Origin of the sequence: Streptomyces sp. R41 (assembly GCF_041053055.1) — a bacterium.
In the GTDB taxonomy this organism is placed as follows: domain Bacteria; phylum Actinomycetota; class Actinomycetes; order Streptomycetales; family Streptomycetaceae; genus Streptomyces.
In genome coordinates, this window is record NZ_CP163443.1 from 9,927,486 (window position 1) to 9,946,982 (window position 19,497).

General features: G+C 70.8%; 21 protein-coding genes. 12 read left to right on the forward strand and 9 right to left on the reverse strand.

Annotation, left to right across the window (positions count from 1 at the left end; translation table 11 throughout):
- The first annotated feature begins 73 nt into the window (after window positions 1-73).
- Window positions 74-994 (forward strand): NrfD/PsrC family molybdoenzyme membrane anchor subunit, encoded by a 921-nt coding sequence (gene nrfD / locus AB5J53_RS45165; RefSeq protein WP_369251369.1) that lies wholly within the window; start codon window positions 74-76, stop codon window positions 992-994.
- Window positions 995-1,086: 92 nt separating this feature from the next.
- The gene (locus AB5J53_RS45170; RefSeq protein WP_369251370.1) at window positions 1,087-1,920 is read left to right on the forward strand and encodes an alpha/beta fold hydrolase; all 834 of its coding nucleotides are present in this window, start codon (window positions 1,087-1,089) and stop codon (window positions 1,918-1,920) included.
- Window positions 1,921-2,025: 105 nt separating this feature from the next.
- On the opposite strand, the gene AB5J53_RS45175 is transcribed toward AB5J53_RS45170, so the two are convergent.
- The 3 genes from AB5J53_RS45175 to AB5J53_RS45185 form a co-directional block, all read right to left on the reverse strand.
- The gene (locus tag AB5J53_RS45175) at window positions 2,026-2,988 is read right to left on the reverse strand and encodes an SDR family NAD(P)-dependent oxidoreductase (RefSeq protein WP_369251371.1); all 963 of its coding nucleotides are present in this window, start codon (window positions 2,986-2,988) and stop codon (window positions 2,026-2,028) included.
- A 390-nt stretch (window positions 2,989-3,378) separates the two neighbouring features.
- Window positions 3,379-4,191, reverse strand: a complete 813-nt coding sequence (locus AB5J53_RS45180) for an SAM-dependent methyltransferase (protein ID WP_369251372.1) — start codon at window positions 4,189-4,191, stop codon at window positions 3,379-3,381.
- A 66-nt stretch (window positions 4,192-4,257) separates the two neighbouring features.
- Window positions 4,258-5,295 (reverse strand): PHP domain-containing protein, encoded by a 1,038-nt coding sequence (locus AB5J53_RS45185; RefSeq protein WP_369251373.1) that lies wholly within the window; start codon window positions 5,293-5,295, stop codon window positions 4,258-4,260.
- A 218-nt stretch (window positions 5,296-5,513) separates the two neighbouring features.
- On the opposite strand from AB5J53_RS45185, the gene AB5J53_RS45190 reads away from it, so the two are divergent.
- Window positions 5,514-5,756 carry a hypothetical protein gene (locus AB5J53_RS45190; RefSeq protein WP_369251374.1) on the forward strand — a complete coding sequence of 81 codons (243 nt, stop codon included), beginning with the start codon at window positions 5,514-5,516 and terminating at the stop codon, window positions 5,754-5,756.
- Window positions 5,757-6,239: 483 nt separating this feature from the next.
- Here AB5J53_RS45190 and AB5J53_RS45195 read toward each other — a convergent pair whose 3' ends face one another.
- The 3 genes from AB5J53_RS45195 to AB5J53_RS45205 form a co-directional block, all read right to left on the reverse strand.
- Entirely contained in the window at window positions 6,240-7,487 is a 1,248-nt protein-coding gene (locus AB5J53_RS45195; RefSeq protein WP_369251375.1) for a family 16 glycosylhydrolase, read from the reverse strand.
- A gap of 182 nt (window positions 7,488-7,669) precedes the next feature.
- Window positions 7,670-8,242: a VanZ family protein gene (locus AB5J53_RS45200; protein WP_369251376.1), complete on the reverse strand. Its 573-nt coding sequence runs from the start codon at window positions 8,240-8,242 to the stop codon at window positions 7,670-7,672.
- Between the two features lie 143 nt (window positions 8,243-8,385).
- Window positions 8,386-9,411, reverse strand: a complete 1,026-nt coding sequence (locus AB5J53_RS45205; protein ID WP_369251377.1) for an alcohol dehydrogenase — start codon at window positions 9,409-9,411, stop codon at window positions 8,386-8,388.
- Window positions 9,412-9,696: 285 nt separating this feature from the next.
- Between AB5J53_RS45205 and AB5J53_RS45210 the strand changes: the two genes are divergently transcribed.
- The 7 genes from AB5J53_RS45210 (at window position 9,697) to AB5J53_RS45240 (ending at window position 14,375) form a co-directional block, all read left to right on the forward strand.
- On the forward strand, window positions 9,697-9,879 hold the full coding sequence (locus tag AB5J53_RS45210) for a hypothetical protein (RefSeq protein WP_369251378.1): 183 nt from the start codon (window positions 9,697-9,699) through the stop codon (window positions 9,877-9,879).
- Window positions 9,876-10,328: a monovalent cation/H+ antiporter complex subunit F gene (locus AB5J53_RS45215; protein WP_369251379.1), complete on the forward strand. Its 453-nt coding sequence runs from the start codon at window positions 9,876-9,878 to the stop codon at window positions 10,326-10,328. The genes AB5J53_RS45210 and AB5J53_RS45215 overlap by 4 nt, the downstream gene beginning before the upstream one ends.
- Complete coding sequence (locus AB5J53_RS45220; RefSeq protein WP_369251380.1) at window positions 10,321-10,581, forward strand: hydrogenase subunit MbhD domain-containing protein; 261 nt, start codon at window positions 10,321-10,323, stop codon at window positions 10,579-10,581. Before AB5J53_RS45215 ends, AB5J53_RS45220 begins: the two co-directional genes overlap by 8 nt.
- A complete protein-coding gene (locus AB5J53_RS45225; RefSeq protein ID WP_369251381.1) occupies window positions 10,578-11,318 on the forward strand; it encodes an MnhB domain-containing protein in 741 nt (246 codons plus the stop codon). Before AB5J53_RS45220 ends, AB5J53_RS45225 begins: the two co-directional genes overlap by 4 nt.
- A complete protein-coding gene (locus tag AB5J53_RS45230; RefSeq protein ID WP_369251382.1) occupies window positions 11,318-11,665 on the forward strand; it encodes a cation:proton antiporter subunit C in 348 nt (115 codons plus the stop codon). Before AB5J53_RS45225 ends, AB5J53_RS45230 begins: the two co-directional genes overlap by 1 nt.
- Entirely contained in the window at window positions 11,665-13,425 is a 1,761-nt protein-coding gene (locus AB5J53_RS45235) for a complex I subunit 5 family protein (RefSeq protein WP_369251383.1), read from the forward strand. The genes AB5J53_RS45230 and AB5J53_RS45235 overlap by 1 nt, the downstream gene beginning before the upstream one ends.
- A gap of 236 nt (window positions 13,426-13,661) precedes the next feature.
- On the forward strand, window positions 13,662-14,375 hold the full coding sequence (locus AB5J53_RS45240) for an NAD(P)-dependent oxidoreductase (protein WP_369251384.1): 714 nt from the start codon (window positions 13,662-13,664) through the stop codon (window positions 14,373-14,375).
- Here the strand turns inward: AB5J53_RS45240 and AB5J53_RS45245 are convergent.
- A complete protein-coding gene (locus AB5J53_RS45245) occupies window positions 14,359-15,249 on the reverse strand; it encodes a LysR family transcriptional regulator (RefSeq protein WP_369251385.1) in 891 nt (296 codons plus the stop codon). The genes AB5J53_RS45240 and AB5J53_RS45245 overlap by 17 nt on opposite strands.
- A 136-nt stretch (window positions 15,250-15,385) precedes the next feature.
- Here AB5J53_RS45245 and AB5J53_RS45250 point away from each other — a divergent pair, with 136 nt between their 5' ends.
- Complete coding sequence (locus AB5J53_RS45250) at window positions 15,386-16,105, forward strand: SDR family oxidoreductase (RefSeq protein ID WP_369251386.1); 720 nt, start codon at window positions 15,386-15,388, stop codon at window positions 16,103-16,105.
- Window positions 16,106-16,253: 148 nt separating this feature from the next.
- Here the strand turns inward: AB5J53_RS45250 and AB5J53_RS45255 are convergent, their stop codons facing one another.
- Complete coding sequence (locus tag AB5J53_RS45255) at window positions 16,254-16,619, reverse strand: cupin domain-containing protein (RefSeq protein ID WP_369251387.1); 366 nt, start codon at window positions 16,617-16,619, stop codon at window positions 16,254-16,256.
- Between the two features lie 83 nt (window positions 16,620-16,702).
- On the reverse strand, window positions 16,703-17,353 hold the full coding sequence (locus tag AB5J53_RS45260; RefSeq protein WP_369251388.1) for a DUF4230 domain-containing protein: 651 nt from the start codon (window positions 17,351-17,353) through the stop codon (window positions 16,703-16,705).
- Window positions 17,354-17,783: 430 nt separating this feature from the next.
- On the opposite strand from AB5J53_RS45260, the gene AB5J53_RS45265 reads away from it, so the two are divergent.
- On the forward strand, window positions 17,784-19,457 hold the full coding sequence (locus tag AB5J53_RS45265) for a tetratricopeptide repeat protein (protein WP_369251389.1): 1,674 nt from the start codon (window positions 17,784-17,786) through the stop codon (window positions 19,455-19,457).
- The last annotated feature ends 40 nt before the right edge of the window (window positions 19,458-19,497 follow it).

Below are 19,497 nucleotides of genomic sequence, written 5' to 3' on the forward strand. Positions count from 1 at the left end.
CAGCTCCAGGAGCGCGAGCCCGCAGGAGCCCCGGCGACGCGGGCGGGGTCGCGGACGTCGCGGAGAACAACTCATGGTCCCGCGGACCGAGTTCGAGTCGTACTACGGCCGGCCCGTCATCAAGGCGCCCGCCTGGGCCGCCCGGGACATCGCCGGATACTTCTTCCTCGGAGGGCTCGCGGGCGCGGGGTCGGTGCTCGCGGCGGGCGCCCACGTGAGCGGTCGTACGACCACCGCGACCGCGATGAAGGTGTCCTCGCTCGCGGCCGTCTCGCTCTCCGCCGCCGCGCTCATCAACGACCTGGGACGGCCGGACCGCTTCGCGAACATGCTGCGGGTCTTCAAGCCCACCTCGCCGATGAGCGTCGGATCCTGGCTGCTGTCCCTGTACGGGCCCGCGGCGGGCGCGGCCGCGGCCACCGCGGTGACGGGCCGGCTGCCGCGCGTCGGGGCCACCGCGACCGGCGCCGCCGCGCTCCTCGGACCGGCCGTCGCGGCCTACACCGGAGTGCTGGCGGCGGACACGGCGGTGCCCGCGTGGCACGGCGCCCACCGTGAACTGCCCCACCTCTTCGCCGCGTCCGCGACGGCCGCCGCCGCGGGGATGGCCCTGGTGGTCGGCCCGACCTCCGAGAACGCCCCCGCCCGCTGGGCCGGCGCTCTGGCCGCGCTCGCCGAGACCGCGGTCACCGAGGCCGCGGAACGGCGCCTCGGGCTCGTTGCGGAGACCTACCGGGAGGGCAGGGCGGGCACGCTGATGCGCGCCGCCCGGGCGCTCACCGTGGCGGGCGCCCTCGGCGGGGCCCTCCTCGGCGGCCGGTGCCGTACCGCCGCGGCCCTGTCCGGCCTCGCCCTGCTCACGGGCTCCGCCTGCACCCGCTTCGGCGTCTTCGCCGCCGGGATCGCCTCGGCCGAGGACCCGAAGTACACGGTGGTTCCCCAGCGTGAGCGGGTGGAACACAGGCAGCAGGGTGCCGGAGCGGGAGGTGCATGACCTGTGAGGTAATCGACGCGGCTACGGCCTCCCGGAACCATGAAGGGCGTACCCGATCGACACGCCCGTCACCGGATTCCGGGAGGTTTCCCATGCCGTACTTCGAGAGCCCCGTCGATGGCGCCCGGCTGCACTTCGTCGACTACGGTCCCGCTGCCGGACAGGTGGTCGTGTTCGTCAACAGCTCCTACTTCGGCACGGAGATGTGGGAGTTCCAGATGCTGCCGCTCGCCGAGGCCGGGTACCGGTGTGTCGGGCTCGACCGGCGCGGGCACGGCCGGTCCGACGACGTGTGGGGCGGGTTCGACCTCGACAGCCTCGCCGACGATCTGGACGGGCTGCTCCGGCACCTCGACCTGCGCGAGGTGACGCTGGTCGGGCACTCCCTGGGCACCGCCGAAGTCGTGCGCTGCCTGACCCGGCACGGTGTCGAGCGGGTGGCCGGGGTGGCGCTGGTCGCGGGCATGGTGCCGGGGCCCGCGCGGTCCGCGGACCACCCCGCAGGCGTCGACCCGGCGCTCATCGAGGCCGGCAACGAGACGTTCCGCCGCGACCGGGCCGCGTTCTTCGCGGACGGCGCCCGCGCGTTCTTCGCCCTCGACCTCCCCGGGAACGACCTCTCCGAGGCGTATGTGCAGTCCATGGTCAACCGCTGCCACGGAGCGACCGCACGGGCCGGGGCAGCCCTGGGCGACCTCGTGGTCACCCTGAACGTCGCCCCCGAGCTGGCCAAGCTCGACCTGCCGGTCCTCGTCGTCCACGGCACGCACGACGCGTCGGCGCCCTTGGACCTGACCGGCCGTCGGGCGGCGGAGCTGCTGCCCGACAGCACGCTCAAGGTCTACGAGAACGCCGGTCACGGCCTGTTCGCCACGCATGCCGAGCAACTCACCGCGGATCTGCGCGAGTTCATGGCCCGCGCCTGAGGCCCCGCGAACGCCAGGCCTGAGGTCGTGTGAACGCCAGGCCTGAGTTCCCGTGAACGCCAGGCCTGAGTTCCCGTGAAGGTCAGGCCTGGCGTCCCGCGAAGGTCACGCGAACGCGTTCACCCCGGTCAGCTCCGCCGACAGCTCCCACAGACGCGCGGCCTGCTCCGGGTCGACCGCGTAGTCCTTTACGCCGAACCGCATCTCTTCGTCCTCGGGAGCGGGCTCGGCGATGTCGCAGTCCTCGCAGTACACCCCGCCCATGCCGGCCAGCTGCGGCGAGGTCGCGGCCCACACCTGGGTGGCCGCGCCCTGCTCGGGTGTCTTGAAGATCTCGGGGTGCAGCAGGTTGCCGTTCTCGTCGATCCAGCCGCGCTCGACCATCTCCTCCTTGGGGAGGTGCCGCTGCAGCGGAGTGAGGATGCCGCCGGGGTGGAGCGAGAAGGCCCGTACGCCGGACTCGCGGCCGAGCTTGTCGAGGTGCACGGCGAACAGCACGTTCGCGGTCTTCGCCTGCCCGTACGCCTCCCACTTGTCGTAGCCGTGCCGCCAGTGCACGTCGTCCCAGCGGATGCCGGAGGCGTGGTGACCGGTGGACGACACGGACACGACCCGAGCTCCGCCCGGCTCGATCGCGGGCCAGAGCCGGTTGACGAGCGCGTAGTGCCCGAGGTGGTTGGTCGCGAACTGGGCCTCCCAGCCGGGCCCGACCCGCGTCTCCGGGCACGCCATGATCCCGGCGTTGTTGATCACGAAGTCGACGACACGGCCCGAGGCGAGGAACCGCTCGGCGAAGGCACGCACGCTCTCCAGGTCGCCGAGGTCGAGCTCGTCGGTCTCGACCCCCTGGATGCCGTCCAGCGCCTCCCGGGCAACGGCCGGGCGCCGTGCGGGGACGACGACTCGGGCGCCCGCCTTGGCGAGCGAGCGCGTGGTCTCCAGGCCGAGGCCCGAGTAGCCGCCCGTGACGATCGCGAGCTTTCCGGAGAGGTCGATTCCCTGAAGGACGTCGTCGGCGGTGCTCCGGGCACCGAAGCCCGAGCCGATCTTGTGCTGTGCAGTGGTCATGCGTCGCACGCTACGAATTGGAGCGGACTCGAAGTCAAGCGGACGCCGCCGTCCCGGTGACCGGCACTTCGGCGGCAGACCCGGTGAGCGGCCTGAGGGCAAGGGAAAGGCCCCGACCGTGACGGGGGAATCTCGGTCGGGGCCGTCTGTGGTGGGCACGGATGGCGGTCGCCTCTCGGCGAAAGGCTCCACAGGGCTTCAGCCGAACGATCGTCCCTGTGGGCAAAAGGTGAGGCCCGGGGACACTGTCCCATCCGCACCCACGGATCGTTCAACGGGTAACTACCGGGGAGTGTTCCTTGGGTGCGGCGGCTTCCGTGGTGATGTGCGTCACGGCCTCGCAGGGACAGGGCGACGCCGGGACTCCGCGCCCCCGACAGACCCCGTCGGTCAGGGTTTCCTGGCCACCGCGCCGAACTGCGGAACGGCGGCGGGGGAGCCGGGCTCGGCACGCCATCGCGAGCACGAGACGATCCCCGGCGCGACCGGCTCCAGGCCGTCGAAGAAGGCCGTGATCTCCGCGCGGCTGCGGGCGGTGATCGGCGGGGTGGCGTTCTCGTTCCAGAACTTCATGGCCTCGATGTTGCCCTCGCCGCCGAGGTCGGGGTCGGTGGTGGGGTGGGTGAGAGCGAGATAGCTGCCGGAGGGCACGGCGGCCATGATCCGGCGCACGATGTCGTGCGCCTGCCCGGTGTCGAGAACGAAGTTGAGGATGCCCAGCATCATGACCGCGACGGGTTGGCCGAGGTCGAGGGTGGCGGTGGCACCCTCGACGATGCCGGCCGGGTGGTGGACATCGGCGTCGATGTAGTCGGTCGTTCCCTCTGGTGTGCTGGTCAGCAGGCTGCGGGCGTGGACGAGCACGATGGGGTCGTTGTCGACGTAGACGATCCTCGACTCGGGCGCGATCCGCTGGGCGATCTCATGGGTGTTGTCCAAGGTCGGCAGACCGGTGCCGATGTCCAGGAACTGCCGCACCCCGCAGTCGGCGGCCAGATACCGGACCGCGCGGCCCAGGAAGTCGCGGTCGGCGCGGGCCACGTCCCGGATCACCGGAAACATCGCCGCGACCTGGTCACCCACGGCCTGGTCGACCTGGTAGTTGTCCTTGCCGCCGATCCAGTAGTTCCAGACCCGGGCGTTGTGCGCCACGCCGGTATTGACCCTCGACGAACTGTCCACCGGGCGCTGGCCCTCACTCACGGCTTCCCCTCTCCACGTACCCACCGGTTGTCCTGGGCCGAATAAATCAGATCCGGCGGGACCACGTCAGGGGGTTGTCACACGTGCCGGAGTCTCCCGGTCCGCGGCCCAGGTCAGGAGCTCCTCCGCGGTCCATGCGGTGATCACGCGCTCGGCGGGCACCCCGCACTCCTCGGCCCGGGCGCAGCCGTGGATCTGCCAGTCGAGCTGGCCGGGGGCGTGCGCGTCGGTGTCGACGGAGAAGAGCACGCCCGCGTCGACCGCCCGGCGCAGCAGCCGGCGCGGCGGGTCGAGGCGCTCGGGACGGCTGTTGATCTCCACGGCCGTGCCGGACTCCGCGCAGGCCGCGAAGACGGCGTCCGCGTCGAACTCCGACTCGGGCCGGCCGCGCTCGCCGACCAGGCGACCGGTGCAGTGCCCGAGGACGTCGGCCAGCGGATTGCGTACGGCGGCGATCATGCGGCGCGTCATCGGCCTCGCGTCCATGCGCAGCTTGGAGTGCACGGACACGACGACGACGTCCAGCCGGTCCAGCAACTCCGGCTCCTGGTCGAGCGATCCGTCGTCGAGGATGTCGCACTCGATGCCGGTGAGCAGGCGGAAGGGCGCCCACTGCTCGTTGAGTTCCGCCACCACGGCCAGTTGCTCGCGCAGGCGCTCGGGGGAGAGCCCGCGCGCCACGGTCAGCCGCGGCGAGTGGTCCGTGAGCACCGCCCACTCGTGGCCGAGCCGCGCCGCGGTGCGGCCCATGTCCTGGATCGGGCTGCCGCCGTCCGACCAGTCGGAGTGCACATGGCAGTCGCCCCGCAGCAGCGCCCGCAGCCGCTCGCCTCCACGGACGAGCGGCGCCGTGTTCTCGCGCTCCAGCTTCTCCAGATACCCGGGCACCCCACCGGCCAGCGCCTCGCGCACGACCTGCGCCGTCTTCGGTCCGATGCCCTTGAGCGACTCCAGTGACCCGCCGGCGGCGCGCTCCGCCATCTCGCCGACGGGCAGCGCGGCCAGTACGGCCTCGGCGGTGCGGAAGGCACGTACGCGATACGTGGGGGCCTGGGCCCGCTCCAGCAGGAACGCGATCCGGTCCAGGGCCTCGACGGGGTCCATCGGCGCCTCCTCGCTCCGGCTGACTCCAGCGTTGCCCAGGCCTCGTGGGCGCGCACGGCGGAGGGACCGCGGGCCCTGCGGCCGGGGCGCCCCCCGGCCGCTCACCCGGCTGGGCGAACAGACCGATTCCGGCCCTCCGGCCGCACGTGGGGCCGCTGGGGCGGGGGTGCCGGAACCGCTCCACGGGCGACCCGGGGTAACCGCTCTACGCTCTATTTATGACCGAAATCGCGAGCCCCCACATCTCCCACCCACGGATCATGGTGCTCGGGGTGCAGCCGGGTACGCCGCCGTTCCGGATCATGGAGATCGACGGCGAAGTGGTCGGTGAGGCCAAGGCCATCACCGATGTCCTGGAGACCGCCGCGGCCTACGGCATCACCGTCCACGACCTCGACGACCCGGAGGTCGTCCGCTGGGTGGGCGGCGACAAGCTCACCTGGACGCCGCACCGACACTGACACCGGGCAGGGCCCGGACAGGCCGGGGAGCGCCGGGCAGGGGCCCAGGACATCCGGCCGTGACGTGACAGCGCACGGCCGTGCCACGCGAGCCTCCAGAGGTGGCTCGGCATCCAGCCGTGGCTCGGGGAGCGCGCGGACCTGCGGGTTACGCGCCGGTGTGAGCCGCGCGGGGACGTGAGCCCCGCACCCCGGCAAAGATCATCAATCGGCGGGAACCGCGCATGCGCCCGCTCCCGCCAGGGCACGGTGATCTCGCCGAGTGATCACGACCGCCCCCGGCGTCCCCTTTCCCACCGGGAGTCGTCATGTTCCGTGGCTTCGTCGTGCCCGCAGCCGCCCGCGCCCTGGCCGCCACCACCCTCCTGGGCGCCGTCCCGGCTACTGCGGCCGGCGCGCCGTCGGCCTGTCGACCGATCAGCACGGAGGGTCCGGCCGGGGCAACCCCGCCGGACCCTCCGCTCGCCCGCCCGAGCGGTCTTTTCAGCCCACGGTCCACTTCTGGTTGGCTGCGCCGGTGCACGTCCAGATCTGCAGCCGTGTGCCGTTGGCCGAGTTGTTGCCCGTGACGTCCAGGCACTTGTTGGCCTGGGGGTTCACGATGTCGTGGGCCGAGCTGACGGCCCACTTCTGGTTGGGTCCGCCCGTGCAGTCCCACAGTTGGACGGTCGAGCCGTCCGCCGTGCCGTTGCCGGTGACGTCCAGGCACTTGCCCAGTGCTCGGATGGTGCCGTCCGAGGACACCGTCCAGTTCTGGGCGGCGGTGCCGTTGCAGTCGTAGAGCTGTACGGGGGTGCCGTTCGCGGAGTTCGCCCCGGCCACGTCCACGCACTTGCCCGCGAGGCCCTTGATCGGGGCGCCGGTGCCGCCCGAGCCGTCGCTCGTCGTCACCGTCACCGAGTCCACGACGAGTTGCTGCGGGAAGGAGGTGGAACTGTCGGGGTCGCCCGGCCAGTAGCCGCCGACCGCGAGGTTGAGGATCAGGAAGAACGGCTTGTTGAACACCCATGTGTTGCCGCCCAGATCGGCGGGCGTGCGCCGCTGGTAGACCGTGCCGTCCACCGACCAGGTGATCGCGTCGGGAGCCCAGTCCACCGCGAAGGTGTGGAAGGCGTCCGCGAAGGCCTGGCCGTTCGGCAGGGAGTACGCGGCACCGATGCCGCCCGAGCCGGAGTACCCGGGACCGTGGATCGTGCCGTGAACGGTCGACGGCTCGTAGCCGACGTTCTCCATGACGTCGATCTCACCGGAGTTCGGCCAGCCGACCTGCCCGATGTCGTTGCCGAGCATCCAGAACGCGGGCCACATGCCCTGCCCGCGCGGAATCTTCATCCGGGCCTCGACATGGCCGTACGTCGTGGTGAACTTCCCGGAGGTGTTCAGCCGGGCCGAGGTGTACTGGCAAGTGCCGTACCAGCACTGGTAGTTGGCCGGGTTCTCCTTGCGGGCGGTGATCACCAGATGGCCCTGGCCGTCCAGGGCCGCGTTCTTGCTGCCGGACGTGTAGTACTGCCGCTCGTGGTTGTTGACGTTGTCGCCGGTCTCGATCTGCCACTTGGACGAGTCGACGGCCGACCCGGCGGCGCCGTCGAAGTTGTCCTGGAACGTCACGGCCGCGGCAGCCGCGGCCGGTGCGGGGCCCGCGTGGACGGGAGCGACGGCGGCGGACGCCACGAGCACGGCGGACAGCGCGGCGAAGAGACATCTTCGGAGCAGGCGTGGGGAGTCCATGACTCTCCCTTCCGTACGGCGACCCTGGGGACGGGTGGGCCGACTGAGGTGGGGGGTGCATGCTTCGCCTCTTGATTTAAGAAGTGAGGTAAGGGGGTGTCAAGAGTTTGGTACGGACCAACTCTGCAGTGTGCTGGGGCGAGTTCGTCGAGAACGCGTGCGAGGGACGGCGACGACGTGCGTCAGGCCTTCGCGTCGCCGCGGCGGGTGCGGCGGGTGCGGCGGGTGCGACGACGGTCGCGCGGGTGTATCGCCCGGCCGAGCCGGCGCCCGAGCAGCAGATAACCCACCAGGGCCCCGGCCGTGTTGAGGATGACGTCGTCGATGTCGAAGGCGCGCCCGGTGATGAGCGCGCCCTGGACCAGCTCGACGAGCAGCATGACCGCGGCGGTGAGCGCGAGAACGCGCAGGATTCCCCGGGCCCTTGGGGCCAGCACGGGCAGCAGCACCCCGAAGGGCACCCCGAGCAGCAGGTTCCCGCCGATCTGCTTGACGGCGTCGCGCAGCTCCGGCTGGGAGAGGTAGGCGTGCAGTGACCGACCCGGGTGGAAATTGCTGTGGACCAGCGCCTGTGACGCCGGGGACGGCTCCAGCGTCAGCCGGGCCAGCGCGGCGGCGAAGGCCACCATGGCCGCGAAGGCGATCAGCATGGCCAACAGCCGTACGGGGAGGGGCAGTGCCCTCGACTCCCGCGGGGACGCCGACGTCCGACGCCCGGATTTCGCGGCACGCGTGCGTAACGCCGTACGGACCATGCGATCCTCCCGGTTTCAACTGCCCTCTGGATAAGGGTGATTACCCCCGATGGAGGCTTCGATGCCGAGCGGCACGGCCGGTGGGGGCGTTGATTCGGGATCGCGGTGGTGGGACGTGGTGGACCGGGGCGGCGGCTGTCGGGTCAGCCGGTGGTGAGCACCATGCGGAAGCGGGCGGCGCCGGACATCATCTTCCGGTACGCCTCATCGGCCTGGTCCAGCGGCACGGTCTCGATCATCGGCCGGATCCCGTGCAGGGCGCTGAACGCCATGGTGTCCTGCACGTCCTGCGCGGTGCCGGACGGGTGCCCGCGGACGACCCTGCCGCTCATGAGCAGCTGGATCGGACTGATACCCAACGGCTCCGCGTCCACGCCGATGGCCACCAGCTCGCCCCGGTGGGACAGCCCGTCCACGGTCGCCGTGATGGCGTCGGAGTTGGCGGCCGTGGCCAGGACGACCTTGGCGCCGCCGAGGGACTGCAACGCGTCCGCGACGCTCGTGCCCGCCGTGCTGTCGATGTAGTGGTGCGCGCCGAGCTGCTTGGCGAAGTCGGCCTTGTCGGCCCCACGGGCGATGGCCACGGTCTCGAAGCCCATCGCGGCCGCGTACTTCACCCCGAGGTGGCCCAGACCGCCGATGCCGAGAATGGCGACCAGATCGCCCGGCCGGGCGGAGCTGCGCCGCAGCCCGTTGAAGGTGGTCACCCCCGCGCAGGCCAGAGGTGCCGCATCAGGCGCCGCCAGCGCGTCGGGGATCCGGGCGAGGGCGTCGGCGGGCGCGATCACGGACTCGGCGAAACCGCCGTCGTACGCCCAGCCGGGGACCTTCAGGTTCTGGCACACGACGAAGTCGCCCTGCCGACATGGCGTGCAGTGGCCGCAGCTGCCGCCGAACCAGCCGACCGCCACCCGGTCGCCCACCTGCCAGCCCCAGTCCTGCATGTCCTCGCCGAGCTCCTCGATGTGCCCGGCGATCTCATGCCCTGGAACCAGCGGGAACCGTACGCCCGGAACCTGGGCGTCGACGAAGACGGAGTCGCTGTGGCAGATGCCGCACGCGTCCACCGCGACTCGTACGTGACGGGGGCCCGGCCGCTGTACCTCGCGCTGGACCATCTCGAACGGACTGCCGGCGGCGGCCACCTGCGCGGCTCGGTAAGTGCTCATCGGGATCTCTCCGGGAACGGGAACGGGAACGAGGACGGGAACGACGGCCCCCCTGTACCAGCACACCAGTTCCCGCCCGATCACGCTCGCCGAAGCAGATCGCGTGAACGGTGGGCACTGCCCGGACGTCCCGCTGCCCCGTGACCGGTTTCCCTCCGCGTCTGCAGGGCACTCCGGGAACCGGCCCCTTCGCGCGCCGCCGCCTCGCCAAGGCGCGGCGATGCTTGGATGGCGCAGCGGATATTTCTGGGCAAAGCGGCGATCGAGGGGTCCCGGAGGTGGCGTATGAACCAGCGTGCGGCGCTCAGGGGCGCGCTCGAAGTCCTCGCGTGGTGGGCCGCCCTCGTGGTGCTGTGGCTGGTTCTCATCAGCACGGTGGACACGCTGGAACTCGTCGTGGGGGCAGCAGCCGCGCTGGTCGGCGCCGTCGCGGCGGGCGGTGCGCGGCGGGCGGTGAGCGGGCGGTGAACGGCTGGACCGTCGCGGCGACGGCCGCGCTCGGCGGGGGAGTCGGCGCCACGGTGTGGGGCGTCGCCACCGGGCCGCTGCGGCGCCGGGTCGTCGCGCAGAACCTGTCCACGTCGCTGGCCTGCCCCAGCCTGCTGCTCCTCGCTCAGGGCTACGACCGGCCGTCGTACCTCGATCTCGCCCTGGTCCTCGCGCTCCTCGGCCCGGTCGGCACCCTCGTCTTCGCCCGGCTGCTCGCCGACGACCTGGAGAAGGACCCGCCGAAATCCCCGTGGCTCACCTACGCGGTCGCCGGGTTCGGTGCCGTCGTCGTGCTCGTCCTGTGCGCGGTCGGCGGACCCGGCCGGGCGATGGTGAAGCTCCTGGTCACCGGCGCCCTGCTGATCGGCGGGAACCTCATCGCGTCACGGGCGCTGGCCGGCGGATTCGCGAGGAGCCGCCATGGATGACCCGCTCATCGTCGTCGCGCTGCTCTTGGTGGCCGCCTGCGCCACCGTGGCCGTCGCGGTGCGCGATCCTGAGCGCCAGGCCCTCGTCCTCGCGGTCCTCGGCACGACGCTGGCCGTCCTGTTCACCGTGCTGCAAGCCCCCGACGTGGGTCTCTCCCAGCTGGCCGTGGGCTCCGCCCTGACCCCGCTCCTATTGCTGCTGTCGGTCCGCAAGGTCCGGCGACGCGGGCGGAAGAAGGACAAGGCCCCGTGACGCGGCGTGTACGGCTGTGGATCCTGGCCGTGGGCGGCGCGGGCCTCGCGACGCTGCTCGTCGCCGCCTGCCTGCGGCTGCCCGGCTTCGGCGGCGCGTCACACCCGTACGGAGACCGGGCGGTCCACGCGTCGCTGTCCCGCCGCACCGCCAACACCATCGCGTCCGTCAACTTCGACCAGCGCGCCTTCGACACGCTCGGCGAGATGAGCATCCTCTTCGCCTCCGTCCTCGGCACGGTCGTGCTGCTGCGCCAGACCCGCGACGAGCGGCGCGCGAAACCGGAACCCGCCTACGTGGCACTCCCCGTGCGCCGCTACGCGCTGATCGTCCTGCCCGTCGCCCTGCTCACCGGCCTGTACGTCATCGCCCACGGACAACTCAGCCCGGGCGGCGGCTTCCAGGGCGGCGTGGTCGCCGCGACGGCCCTGCACCTGCTGTACCTCGGCGCCGACTACCGCGCTCTGGAACGGATCCGGCCGGTCGGCCTGTACGAGGCCGGTGACGCGCTCGCCGCGTCCGCCTATCTCGTCACGGGTCTCGCGGGGCTCATCGGCGGCGCGGCGTTCCTCGCCAACACCCTGCTCCCGTACGGCACGTTCAACACCCTGTCGTCCGGCGGGACCGTCCCCCTGCTGAACGCGGCCATCGGCATGGAGGTCGCCTGCGCGGTCGTCGTACTGCTCGCCCGCTTCCTGGACCAGGCCGTGGAGATCGAACAGGAGGGCGGGAAGTGATGTCCGTACTGCCGTATCTCGTCGCCGTGTGGATCTTCCTCGTCGGCTGCTACGGCATCGCCACCAGCCGCAACCTCATCCACGCCGTGGGCTGCCTCGCGGTCTGCCAGTCCGCCACGTACGTCCTGCTGCTGGCCGTCGGCTACCGCGACGGCGCCACCGCGCCCGTCTTCTCCGACGTCAAGCCCGGCTCACGGCCCGTGGTGGACCAGGTCGTGCAGGCCCTCGCCCTCACCGACGTGGTCGTCGGCGCCACCGTCACCGCGCTGCTGCTCGCCCTCGTCATGCAGATCTCCAAACGGCACGGCACCGTCGACCCCGACGAACTCTCGGAGCTGCGCGGCTGATGGACCACCTGCTGCCGCTGGTCGTCGCGCTTCCGCTGCTCGGGGCCGGACTGCTCGTCGCGAGCGGCCGCGGGCTGCCGCGGGCCGTCGCCGAGGCAGTGGGGTGCCTCGTCTCCGCGGGCACGGCGGGACTCGCCCTCGTCCTGCTGCTCAACTCCTCGCCGCCACTGGTCGAGTGGGTGGGCGGCTGGCAGCCCAAGGAGCGCGAGAGCGTCGGGATCGTCCTCGTGGGGGACGGGCCGGGGCTCGGTATGGCGGCGCTCGCGTCGCTGCTGACCCTGGCGGCACTGGCGTACTCCTGGCACTACTTCGAGGAACCGCCACGCCGCCACGCGGGTTCGTTCCCCGCCCTGATGCTGCTCTTCCAGGGCGGCATGTGCGGCTTCGCGATCGCGGGCGACCTCTTCAACGCCTTCGTGTTCTTCGAGTTGATGAGCGTCGTGGCGTACGCGCTGACCGGCCATCGCGTCGAGGAGGCGAAGGCCGTGCAGGGCGCGCTGACCTTCGGGGTGGTCAACTCCCTCGGCGCGTACGCCATGTTGCTGGGCATCGGGCTGCTGTACGCGCGCACCGGCGAACTCGCCATGGTGAAGATCGGCCGGGGCCTCGACCAGCACGGCGGGCCCGACGCCCTCACCCTTGCGGCCTTCGTGCTCGTCCTGACCGCCCTGCTGGTCAAGGCCGCCGCCGTGCCCTTCCACTTCTGGCTGCCCGACGCGCACGCGGTCGCGCCGACACCGGTGTGCATGCTGCTGTCCGGGGTGATGGTCGAACTCGGTGTGTACGGCGTCTGGCGGGTGTACGGGACGGTCTTCGCCGGGCCCGGCGGGATCCCGGCGGCCGATGTGGAGCGCGCCCTGGTCGTCCTCGGCGTGCTGACGAGCGTGTTGGGCGCAGTCATGTGCTGGTACCAGCGGCATGTGAAACGGCTGCTGGCGTATTCGACGGTCGCCCACATGGGGCTCTTCGTGGTCGGCATCGGATGGCTCACGCCCGAGGCGGACGACGGCGTCGCGCTGTACATCCTGGGGCACGCCGGGGTGAAGGCCGCCCTGTTCGCCTGCACCGGCATCCTGCTCGACCGATACGGCAGCGTGGACGAACACGCGCTGCACGGGCGCGCCCGCCCGCTGCGCGGGGTCGCTGTGATGTACGTCGTCGGGGCGCTGGGCCTGGCCGGGCTGCCGCCTTTCGGCACCGGGCTCGGCAAGGCCGTCACGGAGGAAGCGGTCGGCGAACCGCTCACCGTGCTGTTCGTCGTCGTGTCGGCGGTGACCGCGGCCGCGGTGCTGCGCGTCACCGCGCACGTGTTCTTCGGCCTCGGCCCCAAGCCGAAGGACGAGTTGTCGTACGAGACCACGGGCACCGGCGAGGAACCGGAGACCCGGCACCGGCTGAAGCGCGTACCGGACACGATGACCGCGGTCCCCGCGCTGCTGCTGGCCTCGTCCCTCGCCGTCGGCGTGGCGCCCGGCTTCGCCGAAGTGGTGGGACACGCCGTGAGCGAGGCAGGATCCGGCGGGGCGGTCACCTCGCCCCACTGGACCCTCTCCGGGGTGGTCCTCGGCCTCGCCTCCACGGCCTTGGCCCTCGGCCTGGCCGCACTCGCCGTGACCCGTCCGAGGCTGCTGGGGGAGCAGCCCTGGACGGGTCCGCTGCGGCGCCTGCAGTCCGGCCACATCGGCGACTACGTGGCGTGGATGCTGGCGGGCGCGACGCTGCTGGGGGCGCTGGCGCTGCCGGGGATTCTGAGCGGCTGACAGGGGTGCCCCGCGTACGCTTCTCCGGGCGTGCGGGCGGGAGCCGCCCCGCCCTGAAAGCGTGAGCCGCGGGCGTCGTTCCCCGAGGAACGCACCGACCCTGGACTCGTGTCCGGGCGCGGTCGCAGACGTCCGGAGAATGTGGGCCGCGTCTCAGAGGCTCTCCGTGGTGTCACACTTCCGGCCGCCCCGCCCTCTTGTCCGCAGAAACCGTCGGACTCAGAGGGAGAGACCCCATGAACATCGTCGTCTTCGGGGCGAACGGACCGACCGGGCGCCTGGTCGTCGAGCAGGCGAGCGTGGCAGGCCACGCGGTCGCCGCCGTCACGCGGCAGCCCGAGAGCTTTCCGGTGAGGGGGTCGCGTGTGCGGGTGGTCGGGGCGGACGTGTACGACCCTGACGCGGTCGAACGCGCGGTGGCCGGTCAGGACGCCGTGATCTCGGCGCTCGGCGTCCCCTACAGCCGTGATCCGGTCAGCGTCTACTCCACCGGCATCACGCACGTCACGCAGGCCATGACCAAGCACGGCGTACGACGTCTCGTCACCGTGACCTCCACGGTTCTCTTCGGGACACCGGCGCCGGGCGAGCGGCTGCTGTTCCGGAAGGTGCTCGAGCCGGCTGTCGTGCGGTTCATGGGCCGCACCGTGTACGAGGACATGCGGCGCATGGAGGAGATCGTCTGCTCGACCGACCTCGACTGGACGGTCGTCCGCCCGGGCGGCTTGTTCGACGCGGCGGCGGTGAGCGACTACGAGATCGGTATGTCGCGCCTGGCGGGCCGGTACACCGCACGGGCCGACCTCGCCCACGAGTTGCTGCGGCAGGCGACGGAGGGTCCGAATGTGCACGCCTATGTCGACGTGCGCACGACGCAGGGGACGCCGACCTTCTTCGACCTCATCCGGAAGGAGGCGTTCGCCGGCAAGGCGGCTAAGGCTGGTCGGTGATGGTGGCGTGCAGGGCGTACTGCGCCTCCGCGAGGTCCGCGACTTCGTCGATGAGGGGGGAGCGGCGGGCGCTGCTCCAGGCGAGGCAGACCTGATTCGGGCCGATGTCCTCGATGGGTACGTACGCGATGTCGGGACGTGTGTAGTAGGTGGTGGTCGATTGCGGCAGGACGATGACGCCCTCTCCCGCCGCGACGTGTTCAAGCTTTTCCTCGACGCTGTGGAAGTCGGGGGGCTGCTGCGCTGACTCGTCCGAGGGCCGACCGGGCAGGTCACGCCATTCGGGGACCGCGTCCGGATGCTGCAGAAGCGGTTCGTCCGCCAAGTCGTCGATGCCGACAGAGGACTTGCCGGCCAGTCGGTGACCGGAGGGCAGGACGGCCACGCGGGGCTCGCTGAACAGCGGTCGCAGGGTCAGGCCGCGCCGGTCGACAGGCAGGCGGATGATGCTCACGTCGACCCGACCGTCGTGCACGACCTGGATCTGGTCGTCCCAGGAGGTGCGGACCACGTTGACCACCAATTCGGGGTGGCGGGAGGTCAGCGCACGGACCGTGGCGGTGACGGTGATCCCGGGCATGAACCCGATGGCGAAGCGCGGTCGGCTGTCCGCCGCCTGACGCACCCGCCGACAGGTGGCCTCGGCGGCTGCCAGCAGCCCCACCGCGTCGTCGAGCAACTGCCGTCCGGCCGCGGTCAGTTCGGTGGAGCGATGATCCCGATCGAACAGCTGCACCCGCAGCTCGCCCTCCAGGGCACGGATCTGCCGGGAAAGAACGGGCTGAGCGATGTGCAGCTGCTCGGCCGCCCGCCCGAAGTGCAGCTCCTGTGCCACGGCGACGAAGTACCGAAGCTTCCTCAGATCAAGATCCACCAGATCCACCGCCTCGAACCAGGGGTCATACCCCCAGGGTATGGCAGGGCCGGAAAGAGGTCTTGGACGTGACGGCCGGCGCAGGCGCACCGTCGATGGTGTCCAAGACCTCCCCACGTAACGAAAGAGGCCCGTCATGAATCTCGCAGGTCAGCGCGTTGTGATCCTCGGAGGAACCTCAGGCATCGGCCTTGCCACGGCAGCCGCGGCTGCCCGCGAGGGCGCCGACGTCGTGGTCGTCTCCAGCAAGGACACCAGCGTCGAACGGGCGCTGAGTACTCTCCCGGCCGGGGCCAAGGGAGAAGCGGTCGACCTGACCGACGCGGGACAGATCACCGCGTTCTTCGAGCGCACGGGTGACTTCGACCACCTGGTGTTCACCGCAGGGGAACCGCTGGCCCTGATGACGCTGGACGACCTGGACATCGAAGCGGCCAGGGAGTTTTTCACCCTGCGCTACTTCGGGGCCCTGGCGGCAGTCAGCGCCGCCGCATCGCACATTCGGCCCGGTGGGTCCATCGTGCTCACCACGGGCATTGCCGCCGACCGGCCAGGAGCCGGCTGGTCCGTGGCCGCCAGTATCTGCGGCGCCGTTCGGTCCATGGTGCGAGCCATGGCCGTCGAACTCGCGCCGCTTCGCGTCAACGCGGTCTCGCCAGGCGTCGTGCGCTCCCCGCTGTGGTCGCAGATGACCGATCAAGAGCGCGACGACATGTACGCGCAGATGGCCGAGTCCCTGCCCGTGGGGCGCGTCGGCGAGACGGCAGACATCGCCCAGGCGTATCTCTTCCTCCTGCAGCAGCAGTTCGCCACCGGCACGATCGTGACCGTGGACGGCGGCGCCGTGCTGGTGTGACGACACACCCCTCCCGCCTGCCGACCGCACACCGGTCGGCAGGCGGCCAGGCCCCACGCGGAGCGACAGCGAGGCCGCCCGCCGGCGCGAAGGCTCACGCGGCGGACGGCCACCCGGCTCCGACGAAGACATGATCGACCGGACAGCCCTAGTCGTTCGCCGCCTTCGCGTAGCCCGTTGCCATGCCTCCCGCGAAGTCGTACACGATCACCTGCTCGTCGCCCACGACCCATGCGTCGTGCCCGGGCGGGCACACGAACACATCGCCGGGTCCGACTTCTCCTTCACCGCCGTCGTCCATGCGGAGGTGCATCCGACCCTGGACGACATAACCGTTGTGGTGGATTTCGCAGCTCTTGGTTCCTGCGATGGGGCCCACGGACTCGGACCAGCGCCAACCCGGTTCGAAGGTTCCCACGGCGAAGTCGAGCCCGGTCAGGTGGACCGCTTCGAGGTGGCCGCGGGGGAAATCACGCCGTTCATCCGGCTTCTCGACCGTCTTGACCTCAAGCATGACGGCTCCCTTCACTTGCCCCTTCCATCGTCTGCCTGCCCCCAGTGGACTGCCATCCGGGAAGCCGTGTCGACCTCGGCCGCTCAGGCACCGTAGGTGACCGTCACGTCCGTGAAGCCCAGGGAGCGCAGCAGGCCTTCGAGCATGCTGGTGGTGTTCGTCTCGGCGCGCGAGGTGAGCCGGCTGTCCTTCGCGGCGTCACCGATGTGCTTGACCGCGAGCTTCTGGACAGCCTGCTCGTTGTTGGGGTTGCCGGAGAAGATGTCGCCGATCCGGTCGAGGAGACCGCGCTGTTTGGAGACGGCGTAGGAGTGGTCGGGGTCGAGCGCGGGCTTGCCCAGCGCCGCGTGCGGCAGCCGGAGCGTGGCGGACGTGCGGTCGCCGTTGATCGTCACGTCCTTCTCGCCGAGCGTGCCGAGGTCGACATAAGCGTCGACCGTGCCGGCCCCCACGTACAGCGTGCGGGTGCCGCGGATCGCGTCCGGCAGGTACTTGGCGTCCTTCTCCAGGTCCACGACCACCTGGAAGTTGCCCGAAGCGGCGTCGTAACGGCTGATGTCCTGGATGGACTTGAGGAGGGCGGGGCCCGACCGGTCGTGCGTCTCGGTGCCGAACACATCGCGCAGCCCCGGCAAAAGGGCCAGCCGCAGCCCGGCGAAGAGCACCACGAGTACCAGCACGAAGGCGCTGACCACCTTCGCCCAGCCGGGCATGCGTTTGATGGACGTCGTCATGTCGACGGTCCTCCTTTCAACCGTTCGTGTACCCCTCAAGTCCCTTGACAGGCAGCCCCGTTGGCCGATCGAGGTAGGACGGGTCAAGTCGGGTACCGATGACCCCCGCTCCGACCGCAGTTCGCCGTACGCCGGGGGCGCACGGCGTCTGCTCGCCGTACCGAATCTGCTGGACGATCCACCGGCGTCGGCACAGGGCCGGGTAGTGCTCGTGAGGTGTGCCGATCTTGCCTGGTGGCGGGTATGTCGAAGACACACCAGATCAGCGCTCCGGTGAGCTGAAAGAAACGGCCTAGCCTCGACGGTAGAGGTCTCTCGGAGCCTTGACCCCGGGGGCACCGCGCGTGCCGGGCGTGGCGCGTGCCCATGTCCGGCCGGGCGGACCGGCTCGTTCGCACCACCGGGTCCGCCGTACCTTGAGGAGAGACGGATGGATTACTACGATCTCGGCACCCATCGCCGCCCCGTGACGACGTCCTCTCCCTCTGCACAGACGTGGTTCGATCGCGGACTGGTCTGGACTTACGCCTTCCACCACGAGGAAGCCGTCTCCTGTTTCGAGGCGGCCGCCGCGGCGGATCCCGACTGCGCCATGGCCTACTGGGGCATCGCCTACGCCCTCGGCCCGAACTACAACAAGCCCTGGGAGTTCTTCGACGGCGAGGACCTGGCCCGGACCGTCGACCGCGCCCACGCCGCCGTGGAACGGGCGCAAAGGAAGGCGGGCGGAGCAACCCCCGTCGAACAGGCTTTGATCCGGGCGCTGTGGGCCCGCTACCCGCACGCGGAGGCCGCCGAGGACTGCTCGGTGTGGAACGAGGCGTACGCGGACAGTATGCGCGCCGTGTACGAACTCGCCACCGACGATCTTGATGTCGCCACGCTCTATGCCGACGCCCTGATGAACCTCACGCCCTGGCAGCTGTGGAACCTGCCGACCGGCGAACCGGCCGAGGGCGCTCGCACGCTGGAGGCCAGAGCCGTCCTGGAGCGGGCCATCGCCACTGAGGCCGGGACGGAGCACCCCGGCCTGCTCCACATGTACATCCACCTCATGGAGATGTCGCCCACCCCCGAGACCGCGCTGCCCGTAGCGGACCGGCTGCGTGGCCTGGTGCCGGACGCCGGCCATCTTCGGCACATGCCCACGCATCTGGATGTGCTCTGCGGCGACTACCGACGCGTCGTGTCCGACAACAGCAGTGCGATCGTCGCCGACGAGAAGTTCCACGCGCGGGCCGGCGCGATGAACTTCTACACCCTGTACCGGTCGCACAACTTCCACTTCAAGATCTACGGTGCGATGTTCCTCGGCCAGTCGAAGACCGCGCTGGAGACCGCCGCGCAACTCGAAGCCTCCATCCCCGCAGAACTGCTGCGGGTGGAGAGTCCGCCCATGGCGGACTGGCTGGAGGGCTTCCTCGCCATGCGGGTCCATGTGCTGATCCGCTTCGGCCGTTGGTCCGACATCCTGCAGCTGCCGATGCCTGCCGAACCGCGGCTGTACTGCGTGACGACCGCGATGCTCCACTACGCCCGCGGTGTCGCCTTCTCGGCCACCGGCCGGATCGCTGAGGCAGAGGCCGAGCGTGAACGGTTCCACGAGGCGGTCTCCCGGGTCCCGGAGACACGGATGCTGTTCAACAACACCTGCGCCGACATCCTCGCGATCGCTTCGGCGATGCTCGACGGCGAACTGGCGTACCGCAGGGGCCAATACGATGCGGCGTTCGCCGCGTTGGAGCGGTCGATCGCACTGGACGACAACCTTCCCTACGACGAGCCGTGGGGATGGATGCAGCCCACCAGACACGCATACGGAGCCCTGCTCCTCGAGCAGGGGCGCGTCGCGGAGGCGGCAGCCGTCTACCGTGCCGACCTGGGGCTCGACGACACGCTGCCTCGCACGTTGCAACACCCCGGCAACGTCTGGGCCCTGCATGGATTCCACGAGTGCCTGGTCCGTCTGGGCAAGGTGGGGGAGGCGCGGATCGTGGCCCAGCAACTGAAGATCGCGGTCGCCGTGGCGGACGTACCGATCGAGGCGTCCTGCTTCTGCCGCCTCGACGCCGTCGCCGGCACCGCCGAGCCCCACTGCTGCTGAAGCCCAGTGGCAGGAGGCCCACAGCTTCGCCACCGGGTTC

Coding starts and splice junctions, on each gene's coding strand:
- AB5J53_RS45185 (WP_369251373.1), bottom strand. CDS start 5,295: ATGGACCCCGTCGAGGCCCTGGACCGGATCGCGTTCCTGCTGGAGCGG.
- AB5J53_RS45265 (WP_369251389.1), top strand. CDS start 17,784: ATGGATTACTACGATCTCGGCACCCATCGCCGCCCCGTGACGACGTCC.
- AB5J53_RS45195 (WP_369251375.1), bottom strand. CDS start 7,487: ATGGACTCCCCACGCCTGCTCCGAAGATGTCTCTTCGCCGCGCTGTCC.
- AB5J53_RS45170 (WP_369251370.1), top strand. CDS start 1,087: ATGCCGTACTTCGAGAGCCCCGTCGATGGCGCCCGGCTGCACTTCGTC.
- AB5J53_RS45255 (WP_369251387.1), bottom strand. CDS start 16,619: ATGCTTGAGGTCAAGACGGTCGAGAAGCCGGATGAACGGCGTGATTTC.
- AB5J53_RS45220 (WP_369251380.1), top strand. CDS start 10,321: ATGGATGACCCGCTCATCGTCGTCGCGCTGCTCTTGGTGGCCGCCTGC.
- AB5J53_RS45260 (WP_369251388.1), bottom strand. CDS start 17,353: ATGACGACGTCCATCAAACGCATGCCCGGCTGGGCGAAGGTGGTCAGC.
- AB5J53_RS45210 (WP_369251378.1), top strand. CDS start 9,697: ATGAACCAGCGTGCGGCGCTCAGGGGCGCGCTCGAAGTCCTCGCGTGG.
- AB5J53_RS45230 (WP_369251382.1), top strand. CDS start 11,318: ATGTCCGTACTGCCGTATCTCGTCGCCGTGTGGATCTTCCTCGTCGGC.
- AB5J53_RS45200 (WP_369251376.1), bottom strand. CDS start 8,242: ATGGTCCGTACGGCGTTACGCACGCGTGCCGCGAAATCCGGGCGTCGG.
- AB5J53_RS45235 (WP_369251383.1), top strand. CDS start 11,665: ATGGACCACCTGCTGCCGCTGGTCGTCGCGCTTCCGCTGCTCGGGGCC.
- nrfD (WP_369251369.1), top strand. CDS start 74: ATGGTCCCGCGGACCGAGTTCGAGTCGTACTACGGCCGGCCCGTCATC.
- AB5J53_RS45250 (WP_369251386.1), top strand. CDS start 15,386: ATGAATCTCGCAGGTCAGCGCGTTGTGATCCTCGGAGGAACCTCAGGC.
- AB5J53_RS45205 (WP_369251377.1), bottom strand. CDS start 9,411: ATGAGCACTTACCGAGCCGCGCAGGTGGCCGCCGCCGGCAGTCCGTTC.
- AB5J53_RS45190 (WP_369251374.1), top strand. CDS start 5,514: ATGACCGAAATCGCGAGCCCCCACATCTCCCACCCACGGATCATGGTG.
- AB5J53_RS45240 (WP_369251384.1), top strand. CDS start 13,662: ATGAACATCGTCGTCTTCGGGGCGAACGGACCGACCGGGCGCCTGGTC.
- AB5J53_RS45175 (WP_369251371.1), bottom strand. CDS start 2,988: ATGACCACTGCACAGCACAAGATCGGCTCGGGCTTCGGTGCCCGGAGC.